The 19,436-nt window shown below is 63.3% G+C and carries 20 protein-coding genes, 1 tRNA gene and 1 pseudogene; 10 read left to right on the top strand and 12 right to left on the bottom strand.

Features of this window, described 5'->3' with window-relative positions:
* Positions 1-75: 75 nt before the first annotated feature.
* Positions 76-585 carry a GNAT family N-acetyltransferase gene (locus RMR04_RS26150; protein ID WP_311911415.1) on the top strand — a complete coding sequence of 170 codons (510 nt, stop codon included), beginning with the start codon at positions 76-78 and terminating at the stop codon, positions 583-585.
* Positions 586-842: 257 nt separating this feature from the next.
* On the opposite strand, the gene RMR04_RS26145 is transcribed toward RMR04_RS26150, so the two are convergent.
* The 3 genes from RMR04_RS26145 to RMR04_RS26135 form a co-directional block, all read right to left on the bottom strand.
* A complete protein-coding gene (locus RMR04_RS26145; protein WP_311911414.1) occupies positions 843-1,409 on the bottom strand; it encodes a TIGR00645 family protein in 567 nt (188 codons plus the stop codon).
* 115 nt (positions 1,410-1,524) lie between these two features.
* Positions 1,525-2,181 (bottom strand): peptide-methionine (S)-S-oxide reductase MsrA, encoded by a 657-nt coding sequence (gene msrA, locus RMR04_RS26140; RefSeq protein ID WP_311911413.1) that lies wholly within the window; start codon positions 2,179-2,181, stop codon positions 1,525-1,527.
* Between the two features lie 82 nt (positions 2,182-2,263).
* The gene (locus RMR04_RS26135) at positions 2,264-2,587 is read right to left on the bottom strand and encodes a hypothetical protein (RefSeq protein ID WP_311911411.1); all 324 of its coding nucleotides are present in this window, start codon (positions 2,585-2,587) and stop codon (positions 2,264-2,266) included.
* A gap of 177 nt (positions 2,588-2,764) precedes the next feature.
* Here RMR04_RS26135 and RMR04_RS26130 point away from each other — a divergent pair.
* Positions 2,765-2,854, top strand: a tRNA-Ser gene (locus RMR04_RS26130).
* Between the two features lie 196 nt (positions 2,855-3,050).
* The gene (locus RMR04_RS26125; RefSeq protein WP_311911410.1) at positions 3,051-4,052 is read left to right on the top strand and encodes a LysR substrate-binding domain-containing protein; all 1,002 of its coding nucleotides are present in this window, start codon (positions 3,051-3,053) and stop codon (positions 4,050-4,052) included.
* A gap of 7 nt (positions 4,053-4,059) precedes the next feature.
* Here RMR04_RS26125 and RMR04_RS26120 read toward each other — a convergent pair whose 3' ends face one another.
* The 4 genes from RMR04_RS26120 to RMR04_RS26105 form a co-directional block, all read right to left on the bottom strand.
* Entirely contained in the window at positions 4,060-5,232 is a 1,173-nt protein-coding gene (locus tag RMR04_RS26120) for a hypothetical protein (protein ID WP_311911409.1), read from the bottom strand.
* Positions 5,233-5,492: 260 nt separating this feature from the next.
* A complete protein-coding gene (locus tag RMR04_RS26115; RefSeq protein ID WP_311911408.1) occupies positions 5,493-6,788 on the bottom strand; it encodes an aspartate aminotransferase family protein in 1,296 nt (431 codons plus the stop codon).
* Between the two features lie 42 nt (positions 6,789-6,830).
* Positions 6,831-7,841 (bottom strand): amino acid ABC transporter substrate-binding protein, encoded by a 1,011-nt coding sequence (locus tag RMR04_RS26110; protein ID WP_311911407.1) that lies wholly within the window; start codon positions 7,839-7,841, stop codon positions 6,831-6,833.
* A gap of 499 nt (positions 7,842-8,340) precedes the next feature.
* Positions 8,341-9,267 carry a LysR substrate-binding domain-containing protein gene (locus RMR04_RS26105; protein WP_311911406.1) on the bottom strand — a complete coding sequence of 309 codons (927 nt, stop codon included), beginning with the start codon at positions 9,265-9,267 and terminating at the stop codon, positions 8,341-8,343.
* Between the two features lie 113 nt (positions 9,268-9,380).
* Between RMR04_RS26105 and RMR04_RS26100 the strand changes: the two genes are divergently transcribed.
* From RMR04_RS26100 to RMR04_RS26075, 6 genes and pseudogenes are all read left to right on the top strand, one after another.
* A complete protein-coding gene (locus RMR04_RS26100; RefSeq protein WP_410492290.1) occupies positions 9,381-10,424 on the top strand; it encodes an ABC transporter substrate-binding protein in 1,044 nt (347 codons plus the stop codon).
* A 192-nt stretch (positions 10,425-10,616) separates the two neighbouring features.
* On the top strand, positions 10,617-11,735 hold the full coding sequence (locus RMR04_RS26095) for an NAD(P)/FAD-dependent oxidoreductase (protein WP_311911403.1): 1,119 nt from the start codon (positions 10,617-10,619) through the stop codon (positions 11,733-11,735).
* Positions 11,716-12,012 carry a (2Fe-2S)-binding protein gene (locus RMR04_RS26090; protein WP_311911401.1) on the top strand — a complete coding sequence of 99 codons (297 nt, stop codon included), beginning with the start codon at positions 11,716-11,718 and terminating at the stop codon, positions 12,010-12,012. The genes RMR04_RS26095 and RMR04_RS26090 overlap by 20 nt, the downstream gene beginning before the upstream one ends.
* Complete coding sequence (locus RMR04_RS26085; protein WP_311911399.1) at positions 12,009-13,433, top strand: FAD/NAD(P)-dependent oxidoreductase; 1,425 nt, start codon at positions 12,009-12,011, stop codon at positions 13,431-13,433. The genes RMR04_RS26090 and RMR04_RS26085 overlap by 4 nt, the downstream gene beginning before the upstream one ends.
* Before the next feature lie 2 nt (positions 13,434-13,435).
* Positions 13,436-14,800, top strand: coding sequence for a serine hydroxymethyltransferase (glyA, locus tag RMR04_RS26080; RefSeq protein WP_311911398.1), 1,365 nt, complete (start codon positions 13,436-13,438; stop codon positions 14,798-14,800).
* Positions 14,797-14,949, top strand: a pseudogene (locus RMR04_RS26075) (ATP-binding cassette domain-containing protein); the annotation flags it as partial. The gene glyA and the pseudogene RMR04_RS26075, both read left to right, overlap by 4 nt.
* Before the next feature lie 50 nt (positions 14,950-14,999).
* Here RMR04_RS26075 and RMR04_RS26070 read toward each other — a convergent pair.
* Both RMR04_RS26070 and RMR04_RS26065 read right to left on the bottom strand, forming a co-directional pair.
* The gene (locus tag RMR04_RS26070; RefSeq protein WP_311911397.1) at positions 15,000-16,007 is read right to left on the bottom strand and encodes a glycosyltransferase family 4 protein; all 1,008 of its coding nucleotides are present in this window, start codon (positions 16,005-16,007) and stop codon (positions 15,000-15,002) included.
* 36 nt (positions 16,008-16,043) lie between these two features.
* A complete protein-coding gene (locus RMR04_RS26065; RefSeq protein ID WP_311911396.1) occupies positions 16,044-17,642 on the bottom strand; it encodes an alpha-amylase family glycosyl hydrolase in 1,599 nt (532 codons plus the stop codon).
* Positions 17,643-17,954: 312 nt separating this feature from the next.
* Between RMR04_RS26065 and RMR04_RS26060 the strand changes: the two genes are divergently transcribed.
* Complete coding sequence (locus RMR04_RS26060) at positions 17,955-18,152, top strand: hypothetical protein (protein WP_311911395.1); 198 nt, start codon at positions 17,955-17,957, stop codon at positions 18,150-18,152.
* Between the two features lie 110 nt (positions 18,153-18,262).
* Here the strand turns inward: RMR04_RS26060 and RMR04_RS26055 are convergent, their stop codons facing one another.
* The 3 genes from RMR04_RS26055 to RMR04_RS26045 form a co-directional block, all read right to left on the bottom strand.
* Positions 18,263-18,532, bottom strand: coding sequence for a hypothetical protein (locus tag RMR04_RS26055; protein WP_311911393.1), 270 nt, complete (start codon positions 18,530-18,532; stop codon positions 18,263-18,265).
* A 116-nt stretch (positions 18,533-18,648) separates the two neighbouring features.
* A complete protein-coding gene (locus RMR04_RS26050; protein WP_311911391.1) occupies positions 18,649-19,026 on the bottom strand; it encodes a hypothetical protein in 378 nt (125 codons plus the stop codon).
* Positions 19,027-19,179: 153 nt separating this feature from the next.
* Complete coding sequence (locus RMR04_RS26045) at positions 19,180-19,389, bottom strand: cold-shock protein (RefSeq protein WP_069689777.1); 210 nt, start codon at positions 19,387-19,389, stop codon at positions 19,180-19,182.
* Positions 19,390-19,436: the final 47 nt, after the last annotated feature.

The following is a 19,436-nucleotide window of genomic DNA, read 5'->3' as shown; positions in this document are numbered from 1 at the left end:
GATGTGTCCGGGGCGCAACCGGGAGCGCGCATCTTCGCCATAGGCGACGAGCGCTGAAAATGGTTCAAAGCTGTGATGATCGAGACCGAACGTCTGCTGCTCCGCCCGCCCGTCCTGGACGATTTCGAGGCTTGCTATGCGCTGCTCTCCGACCCCGCGGTCATGAGCTTCATCGGCGGGCCGATGTCGCGGGAGGAGAGTTGGCACCGTCTGCTGCGCTATGCCGGGCACTGGTCGCTGCTGGGATACGGGCTTTTCGTCATCATCGAGAAGGAGAGCGGCCGCTTGCTTGGCCAGACCGGGCTCGCCGATTTCCATCGCGGCTTCGGCGAGATGTTCGACCCCTATCCGGAAGCGGCCTGGATCACCGCGACAGCGGCGCATGGCCGTGGCATCGCGGCGGAGGCCGTGGGCGCGGCCCATGCCTGGATCGACGCCAACCGGCCACAGACCCGCACGGTCTGCATCATCAATCCGAACAATACGGCCTCGGTCCGGCTGGCCGGAAAGCTGGGCTATGTGCCTTTCGGGCAGGTGTCCTACAAAAGCGCTGAGGTCACCATGTTCGAGCGCATCCGGCCTTGAGTGCGCAGGCGACAGGGTTTGCCTGTCGCGTCAGAGCCGGATGTGAAAAAGTGGGCACCGGTTTTTCGCATTGATCCGGCTCTCACTCTTAGATGACAGACGGATTCAGATTTCAGCTGGGATCACTCCGTGATTCCAGCTGAAATCATCCGGCTCTCGAGCGTTTTCGAGCGAAATGGTCGCCGGTTCGCGTGAAGAAAACGCATCAAAACAAGGAGCTGGAACCGTTGAACGATCCAATCGGATCGGAAACGGCTCTAATGCCCGCCCGAGCCGCCATGCCCCTCGCCGGAGATCCTGTCGGTCCAGGCCATCACCAGCCCTGAGACCACGAAGACGACATGGATCGCGACGAGCCACATCAGGTCGCGGTCGGAGGAAGCCTTCACATTCATGAAGGCCTTCAGCACCTGGATCGCCGAGATCGCGACGATCGAGGAGATCAGCTTCAGCTTGAGGCCTGAGAAGTCGATCTGCGACATCCATTCCGGCCAGTCGCGATGCGCCTTCGGATCGATCTTCGAGACGAAGTTCTCATAGCCGGAGAAGATCACGATGACGATCAGCGAGCCTGTGAAGGTCAGGTCGACCAGCGAGAGCACGCCGAGGATCACGTCGGATTCGGTTGCGGAGAAGACATGGCTGATGAAGTGCCAGGCCTCCTGCAACGCCTTCACCAGCAGGCCGCCAAGCGCGACGACGAGCAGCACGTAGAACGGCGCCAGCAGCCAGCGGCTGGCCGAGAGGAAGGTCTCCAGGACGCGCTCGGGACCCGATGGCGTGAAATCGGGCGCGGTCTCCGCTTCGGTCTGATGCTGTGCCATCCTGTGCCCCCGGCTTGTCCTCTCTGCATCCTGCCATGACGTGAAGAGGCCCCGCAGGCAAGCCTGCGGGGCCTCGCTCCGGTCAAGTTAGGCGGCTGCCTGAACAGCGTTCTCGTCAGGCTTCGACACTGAGGCCGATCTGGCAGGCGACGCCGGTGCCGCCCAATCCGCAATAGCCGGCCGGGTTTTTGGCGAGATATTGCTGGTGGTAGTCCTCGGCGAAGTAGAATTCCGGCGCATCGAGGATCTCGGTGGTGATCGGGCCATAGCCGCGCTGGCTGAGCGCATGCTGATAATCGGCCTTCGAGCGTTCGGCGGCCTCGCGCTGCGCGGCCGTGGTGACATAGATGCCGGAACGATATTGCGTGCCGACATCGTTGCCCTGGCGCATGCCCTGGGTCGGGTCGTGATTCTCCCAGAAGGTCTTGAGCAGCATCTCATAGGGCAGCTTGGCGGGATCATAGACCACGCGCACCACCTCGTTATGCCCGGTCATGCCCGAGCAGACCTCCTCATAGCTCGGGTTCGGGGTCAGTCCACCGGTATAGCCGACCGCGGTGATCCAGACGCCATCCTCGATCTGCCAGAACTTGCGCTCCGCCCCCCAGAAGCAGCCGATACCGAAAACAGCGGTCTCGAGCCCCTCGGGATAGGGGCCTTGCAGCGGGCGTTTGCTGAGAAAATGCCGCTCAGCGGTCGCGAGCGCCTGCGGCCGGCCGGGCAGCGCCTCATCGGCCTGGGGCAGGGCGGTCTTTTTGCGCTGGAAGAACATCTTAGGCTCCCTCTCTTGCTGTCGGCCACCAAGATAGGCATGCCGGTGCGATTCCGACAGGCGTCTTTCGGCGCCCGCGGCTTCACCGTCGCGTGACGATGCCGATCGTCGGTTCCGGCCGCGCGCCGAGCCTGAGCAGCAGGAAGCCCAGCAGGAGCGCCACCAGCGCGGTCGGCGAACGCATCAGGTTGAGCAGGACGGGGTCCCAGAGCAGCGGGTGGAGATTGCGCTCGATCGCTGGCTGCAGCGATTGATAGCGCTCGCCGAGCAGGGCCGAGAGCGTGGCACTGATCGGGGTGAACTGCAGCATGGAATTGGCGATCGAGCGCGCGCCGTCGATGACGAGAGAGACAAAGCCGGCCGCGATCAGGACATAGCCCAGCAGCCGCAGCAGAAACCGCACCATCGCTCCCTCGCGCGCAAGCCCGCCCCGGCATGCCGGGATCGGGCCAGTCCCGATCATCGATGTGCCCATTCCGACAGGCCTTTGCAACGGGCGCGAGCGCCTCATTCGCGCGAACTGTGAAAAGCCTTGCGATCGGCCCTTGAAAGAAGCCGGCTCGGCGGTCATAAGCAGCGCGCCGGACAGGTGGCCGAGTGGTTGAAGGCGCACGCCTGGAAAGTGTGTATACGGGAAACCGTATCGCGGGTTCGAATCCCGCCCTGTCCGCCAGTTAATTCTCAACCCCCATATTTGCAGCAGGCTGCGCCGAAATTGGCGGCCTGTCCGGGCTTTGGCGTTGGTCTCTCTCGCCGAGCCGGAGTTTACAGTAGCAAATCTGAACCGCGCCTTCCGATCGCCCGGACCGGTTTGCGGATAGACCATCGGGAAACGATGCTGTTATGCTTTTGCGGATGCGGCGCCGGATTTGCTGATACGCATGATCGGGAAAAAAACTGAAGCAGATCCCGTTCTCCGCCAGATTGCGGCCTCGCCGCGCGTCGGCCTTCCGCCGCTGAATTCACTTTTGGCATTCCGCGCGGCATCGCGTCACGCGAGCTTCGCCCAGGGCGCGGATGAGTTGGGCGTGACTCCCTCGGCCATCAGTCATCAGATCCAGCGGCTGGAGGGCTTTCTGGGGGTCAAGCTGTTTCAACGGGACGCCGGACGGACGGCCCTCACCTCGGCAGGGGCTGTCTATGCCCGAGAGGTCGAGCACGCTTTTGACGTTCTGTCCGATGCGACGAGCCTGGTTGCGCCGCGAGCCCAGACAGATCACCTGACCATCGCCTGCAGCCCGAGCTTCGCCGCAAAATGGCTTCAGCCGAGACTGCCTGACTTCCTCAATGCGCATCCCGACGTCCGCATCCGCCTGTCGACGCTCTGTTATCGCGACGATATCGAGGCGGATAGTTTCGACATCGCGGTCGCCTATGGCCGGCCTGCGGTCAGTCACAAGCTCATCGAGCCGTTGCTGATGGAGCGGCTGCGGCCATTGTGCAGTCCGGCCCATGCCGCGACGGCGCGATTGCGTACGCCCAAGGATCTGGAGCGGGCTACTCTGATCCACTCGGTCAACGCTTTGACCTGGCCGGCCTACATGCGGAAAATCGGTGCGGGGAGCGTGCGCTGCGCGAACGAGGTCTGGCTCGACCAGTCCGACATGGCCATCGAAGCGGCCGTCCGGGGTGTCGGCGTCATCTTGGAGAGCGAAGTTCTCGCTGGCGACGAACTGAACAAGGGAGAACTCGTCTCGCTGTTCGGCGATAAACAGTTCAGCGTCGATCTGACGACATATTACATCGTAAAGTCTCGCAGACAGCGTCGCGGCAACCATGTCGACGCGTTTGAAAAATGGTTGAGGGCCGCGGTTGCATCGGAGGTGGCGGCCGGCCTGGACTCAGCGCTCACGAACGCAGGCGCCAGCTGACCGGGTTTCAGTTGAGCGAGAGCACGGACCAGTCGTCCGAGAGCTCCCGAAAGAGGCATTCGGCGATCCAGTAGTTGCCATAGGGCATGATGTCCTCTTGCGGGAATCGGCCCAGGCGCGGTTTGCCCGGCTCGACATGCCGCATCCGCCCCCAGGTGCCGTGGAGCAACACGCCGCCCACGGTCAGATGGTTGGTGATCAGCGCTTCCAGCGTTTCACGGGCCACGGCTCGATAGGCCTCGGCGCGATCCGGCAACCATCGCGCCAGCCGCATGAGGACGGCAGTGGCGATCGCGGCGGCGCAAGAATCGTAAGGCAGCTTGTCCCGGTCCGGGTCCTGATAGTCGTAGCGTGGCACGAAACCTTCGGGGACATGCGCGACATACCAGTCGGCCGCCCGTTTGGCAGCGTCGAGATAGCGAGCTTCTCCGCTCGCCTCGTAGCCATGTGCGAAGCCGAGCATAGCCCAACCCTGACCTCGCGCCCAGACGCTGTCGTTGTTCCAGCCCTGCAAGCTGAAGAGCCCGGTAACAGCGCGCGTCTCCGGATCGAGCGCCGCCGCATGACAATTCGAGCCGTCCGCGCGCACCAGGCCGACCTGCAGGACGGTATCGAGATGGCGGTAAGCCAGGTCGGCGCGGCTTGGCTCCCACTGAGATGCCCATAGCATCGAGGGAAGATTGAGCCCGGTATCGATGACGATGCGGTCGGCGCCGGCGATCTGCAGGAATGCATTGGCCTTGGCGTCGAAGATATTCGCGAAATGACCGCCGCCGGCGAAGGCCCACTGCTTCAGGGCTTCGCTGTTCGTGACCTTGTGCCCGAGCGTCAGGGCGTAATACATGTCCAAGCCGGTCGATGAGAACACCGTAGGGTGTTTCGCCAGAACGGGGCCGATCCGCTCGCAGATCTGCATCGCGGCGTCGCCGTAACGCTGGTTCTTGGTCAGCGCGTGGAGCAACCAGAGACGGCCTGCAAGGAAGCCGGCCCACTGGAAATTGGCCCAGCTGTCCCAGACATACGCGTCATCCCAGGTGTAGGCGCCCGTCATGGAGTTCAGCCTGGGAACGCCCTTGTTGAGAGCAAGCGCGTCACAGACCGCATCTGCGCCCGTGCACAGATAGCCGAGACCCAGTTCGAGCATTTTTGTGCTGGCGGGAGATCTGTCGCTGCCGGACATTGTCACCTCTTACTTCATGTGTGGAGACGGATCCCACCAAGCGCTTGGCCTCGCGCTGCGAGCGACAGAGCCCACGGCGGGTCGGTGCGAAAACGAAGCAATGTTCGTGGGCCATGGATGGCCCGGGAGGCTGCTTCAGCTCTTTGTTTTAACGCGTTTTCTTCACGCGAACCGGTATCCACTTCGCTCGAATCCGGCTCTCATCAAGGAGTTAGAGCAGGATCAATGCGAAAACCGGTTCCCACTTTTCGCATCCTGCTCTAGTGCCCGGCGACGGCCGCGACTGCACGGTCAAGCAGTTCGAGACCTTCATCGATATCCTCATCACTGACGGTCAGCGGTGGTGCGATGCGCATGACCCCGCCCGATGTGCCGGAACGGACGAGGTTGGCGGCCAGGCCGATATCCATCGCCGCATATGTGACCTCGTTCGAGATGCGGGTTGCGTCCTTCGCACCGAAGTCGGTGAATTCGATGCCGCGCATCAGGCCACGGCCGCGGACATCGCCGATGCAGGCGTAGCGCTGCTTCAGCCGCATCAGGCCGGTTGCAAGGCGCTCTCCGGCAACCTTCGCGCGCTCGGCCAGGTGGTCACGCAGGACGATCTCGAGAACCTTCAAACCGACGGCCGCGGGCAGAGGGTCGTTGACATGGGTGGTATAGAAGAAGAATCCCCGCTCATCGGCGATCGCGGCGATCCGATCGCTCGTCATGACAGCAGCCAGGGGCATGCCCGCGCCCAGCGTCTTCGACAGGGTCAGGATGTCGGGGATGACTCCGTCTCTCTGAAAGGCGAACATCGTGCCGGTTCGTCCAAGCCCGGTCTGGGCCTCGTCCAGAATGAGCAGCATGCCGCGCGCCTCGCAATGTGCCTTCAGCGCCGCGAGATAGCCGAGCGGCAGGTCGATGACGCCGCCGCTGCTGAGGATCGGTTCCGCGATGAAGGCGGCCAGATTGCCGGTGCACTGCTGGTCGACCTGCCGGAAGGCATCGTCCAGTTCCTGCCGCCAGTCGACACCGACGAAGCGCGGCTTGTAGGCGTTGGGCGCGGGGATCGCATAGTAGCCGGGAGGAAGCGGTCCGACGCCCCCCCGTCCGATCTTGAACGTCGCAGCGGCAGCGCCGGCGGTCACGCCATGATAGGATCTGGAAAACGCGACGATCTCCCACTTGCCGGTGACCGTCTTGGCCAGCTTGATCGCTGCCTCGTTGGATTCTCCGCCTGTCGAGAGCAGCATGGTCCGGGAGAGTTCCGGGACCTGCTCCGCCAGCTTCTCGGCGAGGCCGACGACAGGCTCGGAGATCATCGCCGAGAAGAGGTGGTCGAGCGTGGCTGACGCCTCCCGGATGGTGGCCACGACCTCCGGATGCGAATGGCCCAGGATCGAACTCATCTGGCCCGATGTGAAGTCGAGCATGCGGCCGCCGTCGGCGTCGTAGAGCCACGAGCCTTGGGCCTTGACCGGAACGAAATTTGCGAAATCGCAGCCATAGCGAAGAAGATGGCGGTCGGCGCGGGAACGGAAGCTGGCGGTGGCGCCGTCTGGGCTGGTCATGATTGTCTCTCTCAAAGCATCGTTCGAGGGCTTGCGCTGGATCTAGCGGAAGGGCGGGCTGATCAGCAGGCCGCCATCCCGCCAGAGCCGGTTTGCGCCGCGCTCGAGGCCGATTGGCGCGATGTTGCGCTCGTAGCTTTCGGCGTAATTGCCGACTTGTTCGACGATGCGAACCGCCCATTCATTGTCGAGGCCAAGCATCTCGCCGAGATTCTCGCTTCGGCCGGTGAAGCGTTTCACGGCCGGATCGCTGTTCTTCTCGGCCTGAGACCGGATATCGGTTGATTTTAGACCGATCTCCTCGGCCTCGATCATCGCATTGAGACTCCAGCGCACGATATTGGCCCACTGATTGTCGCCGAACCTCACCGACGGCCCGAGCGGCTCCTTCGAGATGATTTCCGGCAGGACGACATGGCTCTTGGGATCGTTCATCGTCGAGCGGATCGCGGCAAGCTGCGAGCGGTCGCTCGTCAGCGCGTCGCAGCGGCCTGAGAGATAAGCAGCGGCGACCGCGTCGGTTTCCGAAAAGGCTACCGGCTCGTACTTCATGCCGTTCGCGCCGAAGTAATCGGCAAGCGTCTTTTCGGTCGAAGTGCCCTGCACGACGCAGATCGTCGCGCCATTCAAATCCTTGGCCGATTTGGTGCCAGATGCTGCCTTGACCATGAAGCCTTGGCCGTCGAAGAAATTGACGCCCGTGAAGTTCAGCGCCGTCTGCGTGTTGCGGGTTAAAGTCCAGGTCGTCACCCGCGAAAGCAGGTCGATTTCACCAGACTGCAACGCGATAAAGCGGTCCTTGGCACTCAAGGGAATGAACTGGACACGGTCCGATTTGCCCAGTGCAGCGGCCGCGACTGCGCGACAGAGATCGACATCAAGTCCCCGCCAGACGCCGGCTTTGTCAGGCACGGCAAAGCCGGCCAACCCCGCATGGATCCCACAGCGCACGATTCCGCGCGATTTGACAGCTTCGAGCAATGAGCCGACAGGCTGAGCGTTGGCGCTCGATACCATGGCAATAGCGAACGCAGAAAGAATCCCGCTCAGCACGCCTCTGGAAATTTGGAGTTTATTCCGTTTTTTCACGATGCCGAGCGCTCCATTGCAGCTAGTGTATAATTTGTTGCTTGGGCAAAGCGGGTGGACTAAAAAATTCTACCTGTATTTCCGCGATAAAAGCTACGCAGATGATAGTATTAGCAATTGTTAATCTCGGTATTTCCGTAGTGAATTATTGTATATTTCTCCTTGCCGGCCGGAGCCAGTTCGAAAAATTCAAGCTTAATGCAATATCCGTCACTACGGACGTGATGCCGGACATCGTGTCCCAGCGTTGGGTGCTCGCCATCGGACCGGCGCGCGGCCGGCGAACTCAACGCCACCACGCTTGACCCAGCGGGCCAACGCGATCGCCATCCACCTCTGGCTCAGAGCCAACGTCGGTGGCGCTGGCCGTGTCCCTGATGGTGGTGCAGCTTACGAGGGCCACCACGATGACCGGCTGGGCCGGGCTTGCCCCTCAATCGCAGCCTTGCAGGGGAGGGCAAGCCTATCCGGTCGCCCTCAGGCGCTGGAGGCAACTTTGGGCGAATAGGGCAAACTCCTGTTGTATTCCGCTGATGAAGTCGCGAGCCGAACCCGGCAGGCGCGCATCGGCTGCCGTTATGAGGCTGAATTGCACCTCGATCTGCGGCTCCAGCGGCTTGAAGCATACCTTCGGTTCCGCGACCGAGTCCGCGGTGAACGGATCGACGATCGCAAGTCCGGCACCTGCGGCCACCAGCGAACAGGCGACCATCGATAAGGGCGTCTCCGGGCCAAGCTTGCGATGGATGCCTTGGGTCATGAAGAAGGCGTCGATACGCGTCCGCAATTGCGTCGCTCTTGCGATCGAGATGAAGGGTTCGGCGCTGAAATCCGCGGGAGCAAGCACAGCTTTGGTCGCCAGACCATGCGAAAGCGGAATGGCGGCGACAGCCGGCACACCAGCAAGTTCGTAACGGCGAATCCGTGCATGCTCGAAGGGCAGGTCGACGAAGCCGATATCGCAGCGGCCACTCGACACCAGATCGATCACCGCTTCCGACGAATTGCCGACCAGTTCGATGTCGAAATCGGGGCGTTGGGCCAGGAAGCGGCCGATGAAACGCGGCAGCAGCCTCACATACAAGGCTGGCAGCGAGGCGACTCGCAGGCTGCCAAGGCTGCGCCGGCGCAGGCTGGCGGCTGACTGGCTGATCTGTTCGAGACTGATGAAATAGCGCTCGACATCGTGGAACAGCGTCGCGGCGTCAGTGGTCGGCCGCAGCCGCCCGCCGGTCCGACGCTCGAACAGAGCCACCCCGATTCGAGCCTCGAGATCACGGATCAGGCGGCTTACGGCCGGTTGCGAAATGCGCAGTGCCGTTGCCGCCGTGGTCACGCCACCGGAGATCATCACCGCCCGGAAGGCTTCGATCTGGCGCTGATTGATCATCCATCAACCCATAACATTGCCTTCTTGGCTCAAGCCAGAATTATATTTGACCAGTTCCAAGTCGGCTGAAAGCATGCGGGGTAAGAATTCAAAAAATCAGAAAACAAGGGGATATCATGACGATAAGAGGTGTGTTTCTCGCAGCCATCGCCATCGCTACGACCCATGTCGTTCCCGCATTGGCACAGGACAAAACCATTTACGTCGCCGGCTCCGGCGGCTCGATGGAAAAGGCCATTCGCAGCGATGTCTTTCCGGCCTTCGCTGCCAAGCACGGGGTCAAACTCGAATACGTCGCTGGCAACTCGACAGATGTTCTGGCCAAGCTGCAGGCCCAGAAAGGCAGCCAGCAGATCGATGTTGCCATCATCGATGACGGGCCGATGGCGCAGGCCGTCGCGCTCGGCTTCTGCCGGCCGCTCGATCTGGGGCCTGTCGTCAACGACCTCTATGACATCGCCCGCTTCCCGGACGGGAAGTCGCTGGCTTTCGCGCTTCTGGGGGCAGGCTTCGTCTACAGCAAAGATGCCTTCACCAGGAATAATTGGCCGGCACCGACCTCCTGGAACGATCTGTCCGACCCGAAATTCAAGGGCAAGATCGTCATCCCGCCGCTGAACAACACCTATGGCGTGATCAGCCTCGTCCAGGTCGCCAAGGCCAATGGCGGCGGCGAGACCAATATCGAGCCCGGCTTCGCCGCCTTCAAGAACAAGATCGGCCCCAACGTCCTCGCCTACGAGCCGTCTCCCGGCAAGATGACGGAGCTTCTGCAAAGCGGCCAGGCGGCGCTCGCCGTCTGGGGTTCGAGCCGGGCCAAGGCCCTGGCCGATAGTGGGTTCGCCTCGGATTTCGTCTATCCGAAGGAGGGCGGCGTGGTGATCGGTGTCGGCATCTGCCCCGTGGCCGGCGGCAAGGAGAGCCCCGAAGCGCAGGCCTTCATCGCGCATCTTCTCTCTCCCGAGATGCAGGTCGCGATGTCGAAAACATCGGGCCTCGCACCGGTCAACAAGAAGGCGGACCTGCCTCCCGAGTACCGTGCCGGCATGCCTTACGGCCCCGAGCAGGTCGCCCAGCTCAAGACGATCGACTGGGTCGAGATCAATCGCCAGCGCGACGAATGGAACAAGCGCTGGGTCCGCGAGATCGAACGCTAGAGCGTTTTCGAGCGAAGTGGACACCGGTTCGCGTGAAGAAAACGCGTTCAAACAACGATCTAGAGCTGTTGAACGATCCAATGGGATCGGAAACTGCTCTAGCCTTTCTCCCTTCTACGCCGGCTCCCGAGGGAGCCGGCGATCCATGCCGCCGGCAGCAGCGCGACGCATACGCGCCGAGGAACAGCATTCGTGACGCCTGAATACGATATCGCCGTCATTGGCGGGGGCCTGGTCGGGACCGCCATCGCCTATGGGCTGGCCAAGACGGGACAGCGCGTGGCGCTGCTCGACGAGGATGACCGGGCGAGGCGTGCCTCGGTCGCGAATTTCTCGCTGATCTGGGTCCAGACCAAAGGGCTGGGCATGCCGGAATACTCCGATTGGTCCCGCGGGGCCGCCGATCTCTGGCCGGCCTTCCGGGATGAGATCGCGGCGCTGACCGAGATCGACCTCGCCTTCACGAGGCCCGGCGGCTTCCATCTGTGCCTGTCCGAGGCCGAGTTGGAGGCGCGCGCGTCCCATCTGGCGCGGATCAATGCGCAGCCGACCATGACGCCGCTGCCCTATGAAATTCTCGGCCACAACGCCGTGCGCGAGATGATGCCGGATATCGGCCCCGAGGTTGTCGGCGCGAGCTATTGTCCGCTCGACGGTCAGTGCAACTCGATGCGCCTGTTCTGGGGTCTGCATACCGCCTTCGGCAGGGCTGGCGGGCACTATCTGAGCAATCACCGTGTCGAGGCGCTCGCGGCCAGGGATGGCGGCTTCCTTGCCCGCACCGATGCGGGGCCGATCGCCGCCGGAAAGGTCGTGATCGCCGCCGGCAATGACAGCCAGCGCCTCGCCCCGATGGTGGGCCTCAACGCCCAGGTCAGGCCGCAGCGAGGGCAGGTGCTGGTCACCGAGCGCATGAAGCCTTTCCTGCACTATCCGACGATCACGGTGCGGCAGGCCGATGAAGGCTCGGTGATGCTCGGCGATTCCATCGAGGAAGGGAACCCGAGCCTGACTGTTGGAACCGACGTTCTCGCCAAGATGGCGGACCGCGCGATGCGGATGTTCCCGGGGTTGGGGAAGGTCAACATCGTGCGGACATGGTCGGCGCAGCGCGTGATGACCAGGGATGGTTGCCCCGTCTACGACGAGTCGCGCGAGCATCCCGGCGCCTTCATCGCCAATTGCCATAGCGGCGTGACGCTGGCGCCGCGCCATGCCCAGACGCTTGCGCCTCTCATCGCCGCCTCGCGCGTATCGACGGAATTGCCGGTGTTCGGCACGGGGAGGTTCGATGTTTCGACGGTTCACTGATCGACCGGTGCCGAATGTGACCATCACGGTCGATGGCGCACAGCTCACCACCAAGGCGACCGACAGCGTCGCGGCTGCGATGTTCGCCGCCGGGATCTCAAGCTGCCGTTCCACCGTGGTCGAGGGCCGAGCGCGCGGGCCCTACTGCATGATGGGCGTCTGCTTTGATTGTCTCGTCGTGGTGGATGGCGTCGGCAGCCGCCAGGGCTGCATGACCCGCGTCCGCGACGGCATGGTCGTCGAAACCCAGAACGGCAGGCGGGAGCTCGGCCGATGACGACGCAAGCCTTGCTCAAGCGCTACGATCTCGCCGTGATCGGCGCTGGCCCGGCGGGAATGGCGGCGGCGGCAACAGCGGCCGGGTTTGGCATGTCGACGGTTTTGCTCGATGAGCAGCCATCGCCTGGCGGGCAAATCTATCGCGGCGTCACCGAGGCGGCGACAGCTACGCGTGCCGCGCTCGGCGCCGATTATCGTCGCGGCCAGAATCTGGTCGATGCGCTCGCAAGCAGCCATGCGCATTACGTTGCCGGCGGCACGGTGTTCGACATATCGCCCGCAGGCGAGATCGCCTTTCTGACCGGCGGCCAGACCCGGACTTTGTCGGCGCAACGCATCATCGTCGCGACCGGCGGGCAGGAGCGACCCTTCCCGATCGAGGGCTGGACGCTGCCGGGCGTGATGACCGCCGGTGCGGCGCAAATCCTGCTGAAACAGGCCGATCTCGTCCCGTCGGGCCGCGTGGTCCTGGCTGGAACCGGGCCTTTGCTCTGGCTGCTCGCGGCGCAGATCCTGCGTGCGGGCGGCCGGATCCATCTCATCCTTGAGACGACCCCGAAGCGCAATTGGCGTGCCGCGCTGCGGCATCTGCCGCGCTTTATGGCTTCCGCCTATGCCGCAAAGGGTCTCGCGCTGCTGGCGCAGGTGCGCCGGAAGGTGCGGGTCGTCTCAGGCGTAAGCCATCTCAGCGGATTGGGCGACGAGCGCCTCGAAAAGGTCGTCTATCGAACTGGTGGCGACAGCGAGACGGTGATCGAGGCCGACACCTTGCTGCTCCATCAGGGCGTCGTGCCGAGTCTTCATTTGCCCGACGCACTGGGCTGCAAGATCGCCTGGAATGCGGAGCAGCGCGCCTTCCAGCCGGTGGTTGATCGCTGGGGCGCCACCTCACTCGATCATGTCGCGGTCGCAGGCGATGGCGGCGGTATCGGCGGCGCTCAATCCGCGGCTCGGCGCGGCCGCATCGCGGCCCTGGATGCCGCCTTCCGTCTCGGGCGCATTGATCGGGCGGGGCGCGATCGGTCGGCGCTGCCGGATATCAAGGCGCTCGACCGCGATCTGAAGGCGCGGCGCTTCCTCGATGTTCTCTACGACCCGCCCGCGCAGTTTCGGGTTCCAACCGGCGACACGATCGTCTGTCGTTGCGAGGAAGTTCCGGCGCGCCGGATCGAGGCGCTGATCGCCCAGGGCGTCCTGGGCCCCAACCAGCTGAAGTTCTTCATGCGTTGCGGCATGGGGCCATGCCAGGGGCGCCTCTGCGGCCTGACGGTCACGGAGATGTTCGCTGCCGGGCGCGGCGTCTCGCCCGAGGAGGTCGGCCATTATCGCCTGCGCACGCCGATCAAGCCCGTGACGGTGGCGGAAATGGCGTCGTTGCCCTTCGGCGAGCATGCCGACAAGGCCGTTGTGAGATTGTGATCATGGAATCCGCTTCTCCGTCGCCGGCTACCGGCCTCGACCTGGTTCGTCCGACGGCGGTCGACGATATCGCCTGGCTTCATGCGGGCTATTTCTCCGATGATACCGCGCAAGTCGATCCGGCGGTCGCGCGACTGATCGCAGCCGAGCAAAGACGGCAGCGTGAAGCCGTCGAGCTCGTGGCGTCTGAGAATTTCGTCAGCCGCGCCGTCCTTGCCGCGCAGGGGTCGGTCTTCACCAACAAGACGGTCGTCGGCTATCCCGGCCGCCGGTTCCACGCCGGCGCCGAATGGGCCGATGAGCTGGAGAAGCTCGCGATCGAGCGCGCCTGCGCCGCGTTCGGCTGCAACTTCGCCAACGTCCAGCCCCATTCCGGCATCCAGGCCAATCTTGCCGTCTTCCGTGCGCTTCTGGCGCCTGACGACATCGTTTTGTCGATGTCGGGCGAGGCTGGCGGCCATTTCAGCCATGGCGGCACGTCGAACCTCAGCGGCACGATGGCGCGGGCCGTGTTCTATGGCGTGGACCGGGAGACCGGGCTGATCGACTACGATCAGCTGCGCGCACTGGCGCGGACCCATCGGCCAAAGCTGATCGTCGCCGGTGGCGCGGCCTATCCGCGCGCGATCGACTTTGCGGTCCTGCGCGAAGTTGCCGACGAGGTCGGCGCCAGATTGCTGGTCGATATCGCCCATTTTGCCGGCCTGGTCGTGGCCGGCGTTCATCCCCATCCCTTTCCCTTCGCCGACATCGTCACCACGACCACCTACAAATCCCTTCGCGGCGCGCGCGGCGGACTGATCCTCTGCAACGATGCGGAGCTGGCTGAACGGCTCGCCAAAGCGGCGTCGCCCGGAGTCCAGGGCAGTCCGCTGCTGCACGCCGTCGCCGCCAAGGCGGTCTGCCTGGGTGAAGTGTTGCGGCCCGAATTCGTAAGCTATGGCCACGCTGTGCTCGCCAATGCCCGTGCATTCGCCGACGAGCTGATGGCGAAGGGCGTGGACGTCCTGACCTCGGGCACGGATACGCCGCTCGTCATCGCCAATCTGAAATCGCTTGGCCTGCGCGGCCAGGCTCTTGTCGAAAGTCTCGACCACGCCGGCATCACCTGCAACCGCTGCGAAATCCCGTTCGACGATGTCGATCCGACACAAACCTCGGGGCTGCGTTTTGGTGTCTCGGCCTGCACGACACGGGGGCTGAGCGAGCAGCAGCTGCGCATTGTCGCCGGCTGGATCGCCGAACTCATTCATGGACATGCGCAGGATATGCCGGCAATCGCCGCCTGCGAGGACGAGATCAGGTCGCGGGCTGCTGCGCTGATGACGCCATTGCCGCTCTACGCACCAAATGCATCACTCCGATGAGCTATCTGATCCTTGATGGCCTCACCAAGGATTTCGGCGGGCATCGCGCCGTCGATGGCCTGACCTTCGAGATCGAGAAGGGCGAGTTCATCTCGCTGCTCGGTCCATCCGGCTGCGGCAAGACCACGACGCTGCAGATGATCGCCGGCCAGAGGAAGCAGGCCTCTGAGGGAAAGGCCTCATTCGCAAGGCCGGGCCGTCACGCCAGGAGCGATCGATAAAGTTCCAAGTATCGATCCGCCATGCGATCCACCGTGAAGCGTGCGGCGACCGATGCCCGGCAAGCGGCGCGATCGATCTCACCAATGCGGCCGATCGCGTCCACGGCTTCAGCGACGCTGTCGACCAGGAAGCCGGTCACGCCATGCTCGATCAATTCCGGCATCGAGCCGCGCCTGGAGGCGATGACCGGCGTGCCGCAGGCGAGCGCCTCCACGACCGACAACCCGAACGGCTCCTCGAAATTGATCAGGTGGAGCAACGCCCGCGCCGAGCCCAGGGTTTTGGTGCGGAGGTCTCCGCCGACCGGGCCAAGATAATCCACTGAGCGGCCGTCGAGCGCAGGCACAACATGCTCGGCGTGATAGCCCTGATCCTGGACGATGCCGGCCATGACCAGACGCCTGCCTGCCTGGCGGGCAGTGGCGATCGCCTCGGCCGCGCCCTTGTCGGGGTGGATGCGGCCAAAGAAGAGCAGGTCTTCGCCGCCATCCGGATCGAACGGAAAGTCTTCCAGCTTGATGCCGTGATGGATCGTCGCCGCATAGCGCAGATCCGGGTGCTGGTCGGCAGCGCTGATCGCGACATAGTGGACACGGTCCTGATAGGCCTTGAACGCCGGCAGGATGCGCTCAGAGGAGAAGCCGTGGATCGTCGTTACGACCGGAGTTTCCACCAGCCGCGAGAAGGCCAACGGAACGAAATCGGCCTGGTTATGAATCAGGTCGAACTCGTGGGCGCGCTCGAAGACATGGGCGACATGGAGCATCTCCCAGACTTTGGCGTCGATGCTGGGGTCTTCGGAATAAGGAGCTGGGCAGACACCAGCCAGCGTGCCCGCTGTCTGGCTGTCCTGCGTCGCAAACAGCGTGACGTCGACGCCACGCGCCACCAGCGCTTCGGTCAACAGGCTCGTCACCAGCTCCCATGGACCGTAATGGCGCGGCGGGGTGCGCCAGGAGACCGGCGCCAGCATGGCGATACGCAAATCCTCGTCCTTCTCGAAACGCTCTAAAAACCGCGATCAGGTCGCGAGGACCACGCCCTCATCCGCCCGCAGCAGCAACACGTCGCTTTCAACGAACGGCGCCTCGCTGCGCGTCGACAGGATCGGCCGGCGCCCGCTGGCCCAAGGCGGCAGGCTCAGGCGCTGTTCGCTTCCCCCGAGATTGAGCGCCACGATCAGTCGTTGCGCCTCGTATCGGCGCTCATAGGCGAGCACATCGCCCTCGGAGTCCAGCAAACTGAAATCACCGATCGCCAATGCCGGATGCGCCCGCCTGAGCGCCAGCAATTGGCGATAGAGCGTCAGGATCGAGGCCGGCTCGTCTGCCATCCCCGCGACATTGCGCATCGGCCAGTCGGCATTGAGCGGCAGCCAGGGCGAGACCGTGCTGAAGCCGGCATGCGCGCCGGCATCCCACGGCATCGGCGTCCGGACCGGATCGCGGCCCAGGCCGAGCCCGGGCTCGCGCAATTCGCGAGGGTCCTGGAGTTGCTCGGGCGGAATCGGAACATCGCTCAGGCCCAGCTCGTCGCCGTAATAGAGCGTGGGCGTGCCGCGCAGCGTCAGCAGCAGCATTGCAGCGATGCGGGCCTGGGCCTCGCCGCGCTTGCTGGCGATGCGCGAACGATCGTGATTGCCGAGCACCCAGTTCGGCCAGCCGCCCGGCGGGAGAGCGGCCTCATAAGCGGCGATCAGGGTCGCGAGCGCGCGCGCCTGCCAGGGAGCATCGATCAGCTGGAAGTTGAAAGGCAATTGCACGCCAGCCTGTGCCCGGCCGTAATAGTCCATCAGACGATCGAGCGGCAGGTAGATCTCGCCGATCAGCAGGCGCTCGCCTTGCTCTGTAGCGCGGTAGCCGTCGGCGATGGCGCGCATCTCGGCGGCGATGGCATGGATCTCGGGCTGATCGGCCGAGTGGAGCTGGAGCACGCGGTGCATATCGCCCATGGCGGGCCGATAGGCCGGGTTTGGCGGATTGTCGGGGAAATCCGCCGCCTTGATCAGGTGCCAGAGCACATCGATGCGGAAGCCATCGACGCCGCGATTGAACCAGAAGCGCATCACCTCATGCATCGCTGTCTGCACAGCCGGATTGCGCCAGTTGAGGTCCGGCTGCTGCTTCAGGAAAGCGTGGTAGTAATACTGCCCGGTGGCCTCGTCCCACTCCCAGGCCGAGCCGCCGAAATCGCTGATCCAGTTGTTGGGCGGCCCGCCACCGGGCGCAGGATCACGCCAGAGATACCAGTCCCGTTTCGGATTGAGGCGCGAGGAGCGGCTCTCGACGAACCAAGGATGCCGGTCGGAGCTGTGGTTCGGCACGAAGTCGAGCACAAGCTTGAGCCCGCGCTCATGGGTCTGCCCAAGCAGATCGTCGAAATCGGCGAGCGTGCCGAAACGCGGATCGATCCCGCAATAATCGGCGACGTCATAGCCGAAATCGGCCATCGGCGAGGGATAGATCGGCGAGAGCCAGATCGCGTCGATGCCGAGGCCGGCGAGATAGTCGAGCCGCCGCGCAATACCTTTGAGATCGCCGATGCCGTCGCCATTCGTATCCTGGAAGGAGCGCGGATAGATCTGGTAGATCACGCCTGCCTGCCACCATGGGGCGGTCATGCGAGCAGGGCTTTGGGCGTGCCGATGACCATGATTGAGGCTTTCTGAAACCCGGACTGCGCGAGGCGGGGGCCTTGATCAGGGCGCTGGTCGCGGCTCGCCCGCGAACGAACATCGCCCGGCTGTAATCTTAGCAGTTCTTGTCTCTGATTCAGCATCAATTCGGCGGATTAAGAAATTCCGCTAAAAACCGGAACAAAACGGCGCGCTGATCATTGACTCCTAATGACCAAATCTACCGCTATCAAGATAACCCGTCCCGCTCTCTCTGATCAGGCAACGGAGCCGGACAGCCCGGCCCTCGCCCACGACATGGATTTGTCGCAACCGGCGGATGCGCCCCGCAATGTCACCCGCAAGCGCCAGCAATTGAAGGCGCGGGCCGTCGCAGGCCGTCATATCGACAAGGCGCTGTCCACCACGCCGGTATCGGAGGAGGCAAAGGCCTCGCGAAAGGCCAAGCTCATCGATCTGCCTGCAGGCACTCCGGCCAAGCGACGTCCCGCTTAGAGCGTTTTCGAGCGACGTCGAGACCGGTTCGCGTGAAGAGAACGCGTTAAAACGAGGGTCTAGAGCAGGGTCGATGCGAAAAACCGGTTCCCACTCTTTCGCATCCTGCTCTAGGAAGCCGCGTCTGCCTCTGGCGGTGGATCGCCGCCCAACACCCGCCTGCAGGTGCTCCGGGTAAAGAGTTCGATCTCGGCCAAGGCATCATCGAGTGTTCTGAAGGGGCCGCATTTCATCGCCTTCATCGTCAGCAGCGCCTGACCAGCGGGATGGATCCTGAATTCGCCGGCAGGTTCCTCCGCGACATGCCCCATGGGCCGTCCGAGCAGGTCAGTCAGCAGCCAAGCTGCTTCGCCGGATTTTGGCGTAACGTCGATGTCCAAGGCAAAATCCCATCAATCAAGGCTGCGCAACAAGGCGTGAGCGTGGCCGTCAGGCGCGCACCGAAGCGCGCGCTCGTCCATGCCGCGCCCAAGTAGAATTCACACCGAAGTCGAATTCACGTCGAAGCTGAACTCTTGCGCATTTTTGGCTTTGGCGGAACAGCCGTCGCAGCGGCACGGTCGAGAGCCTCCCTGTTCAGTCGCAGTTCCTTCAGCCTCGCGGTGTTGGCGTCGCGGGCCAGATCGGCGATATCGGCCTCGGATATGATCCGGGTTCCCGGCAAGGCGTGGGCTTGGATCTTGAGGAATGCGGCCTCCGCCTGGATGCGGGATTTCGAGTTCTCGGCCAGGTGATTTCTCCCGGTTGGATTATTTTCGAGCGAAAATGGCGCCCGGTTCGTGCAAAAAAGAGCAGAAGCACTTTGGCGTCGGCGGCAAAGGCCAACGCTATGAAAAAGGCCAGGCGTGAACCTGGCCTTCCCCGTGTTCTTCATCCTCGTCGCGATGCCAGTACATCCGTGGTCATCGGAAAGGTCGAATATCAGCTAGGGCTGTTGAACGATCCAATTGGATCGGAACCCGCTCTAGCTCTTTGTTTTGATGCGTCGTCTTCACGCGAACCGGTGTCCGCTTCGCGCGAAAGCGCTCTACGCTGCCTGCAGCTGCTCGGCGGACATCTTGCCGGATTTGTTGTCCTTGACCATCTCGTAGCCGAGCTTCTGGCCTTCGACGATCTCGCGCATGCCAGCGCGTTCGACCGCAGAGATATGGACGAACACGTCCTGGCTGCCGTCATCGGGCTGAATGAAGCCGAAGCCTTTGGTGGAATTGAACCATTTCACTGTGCCAGTGGCCATAGCGAACTCTCCTTTTGATAATATTCGTCGACCGTCTCGCGAATGCG

This window comes from Bosea sp. 685, assembly GCF_031884435.1.
Taxonomy (GTDB): Bacteria; Pseudomonadota; Alphaproteobacteria; order Rhizobiales; family Beijerinckiaceae; genus Allobosea.
The sequence above is the reverse complement of the archived record's forward strand: the minus strand, read 5'-3'. Positions and strand labels throughout refer to the sequence as shown.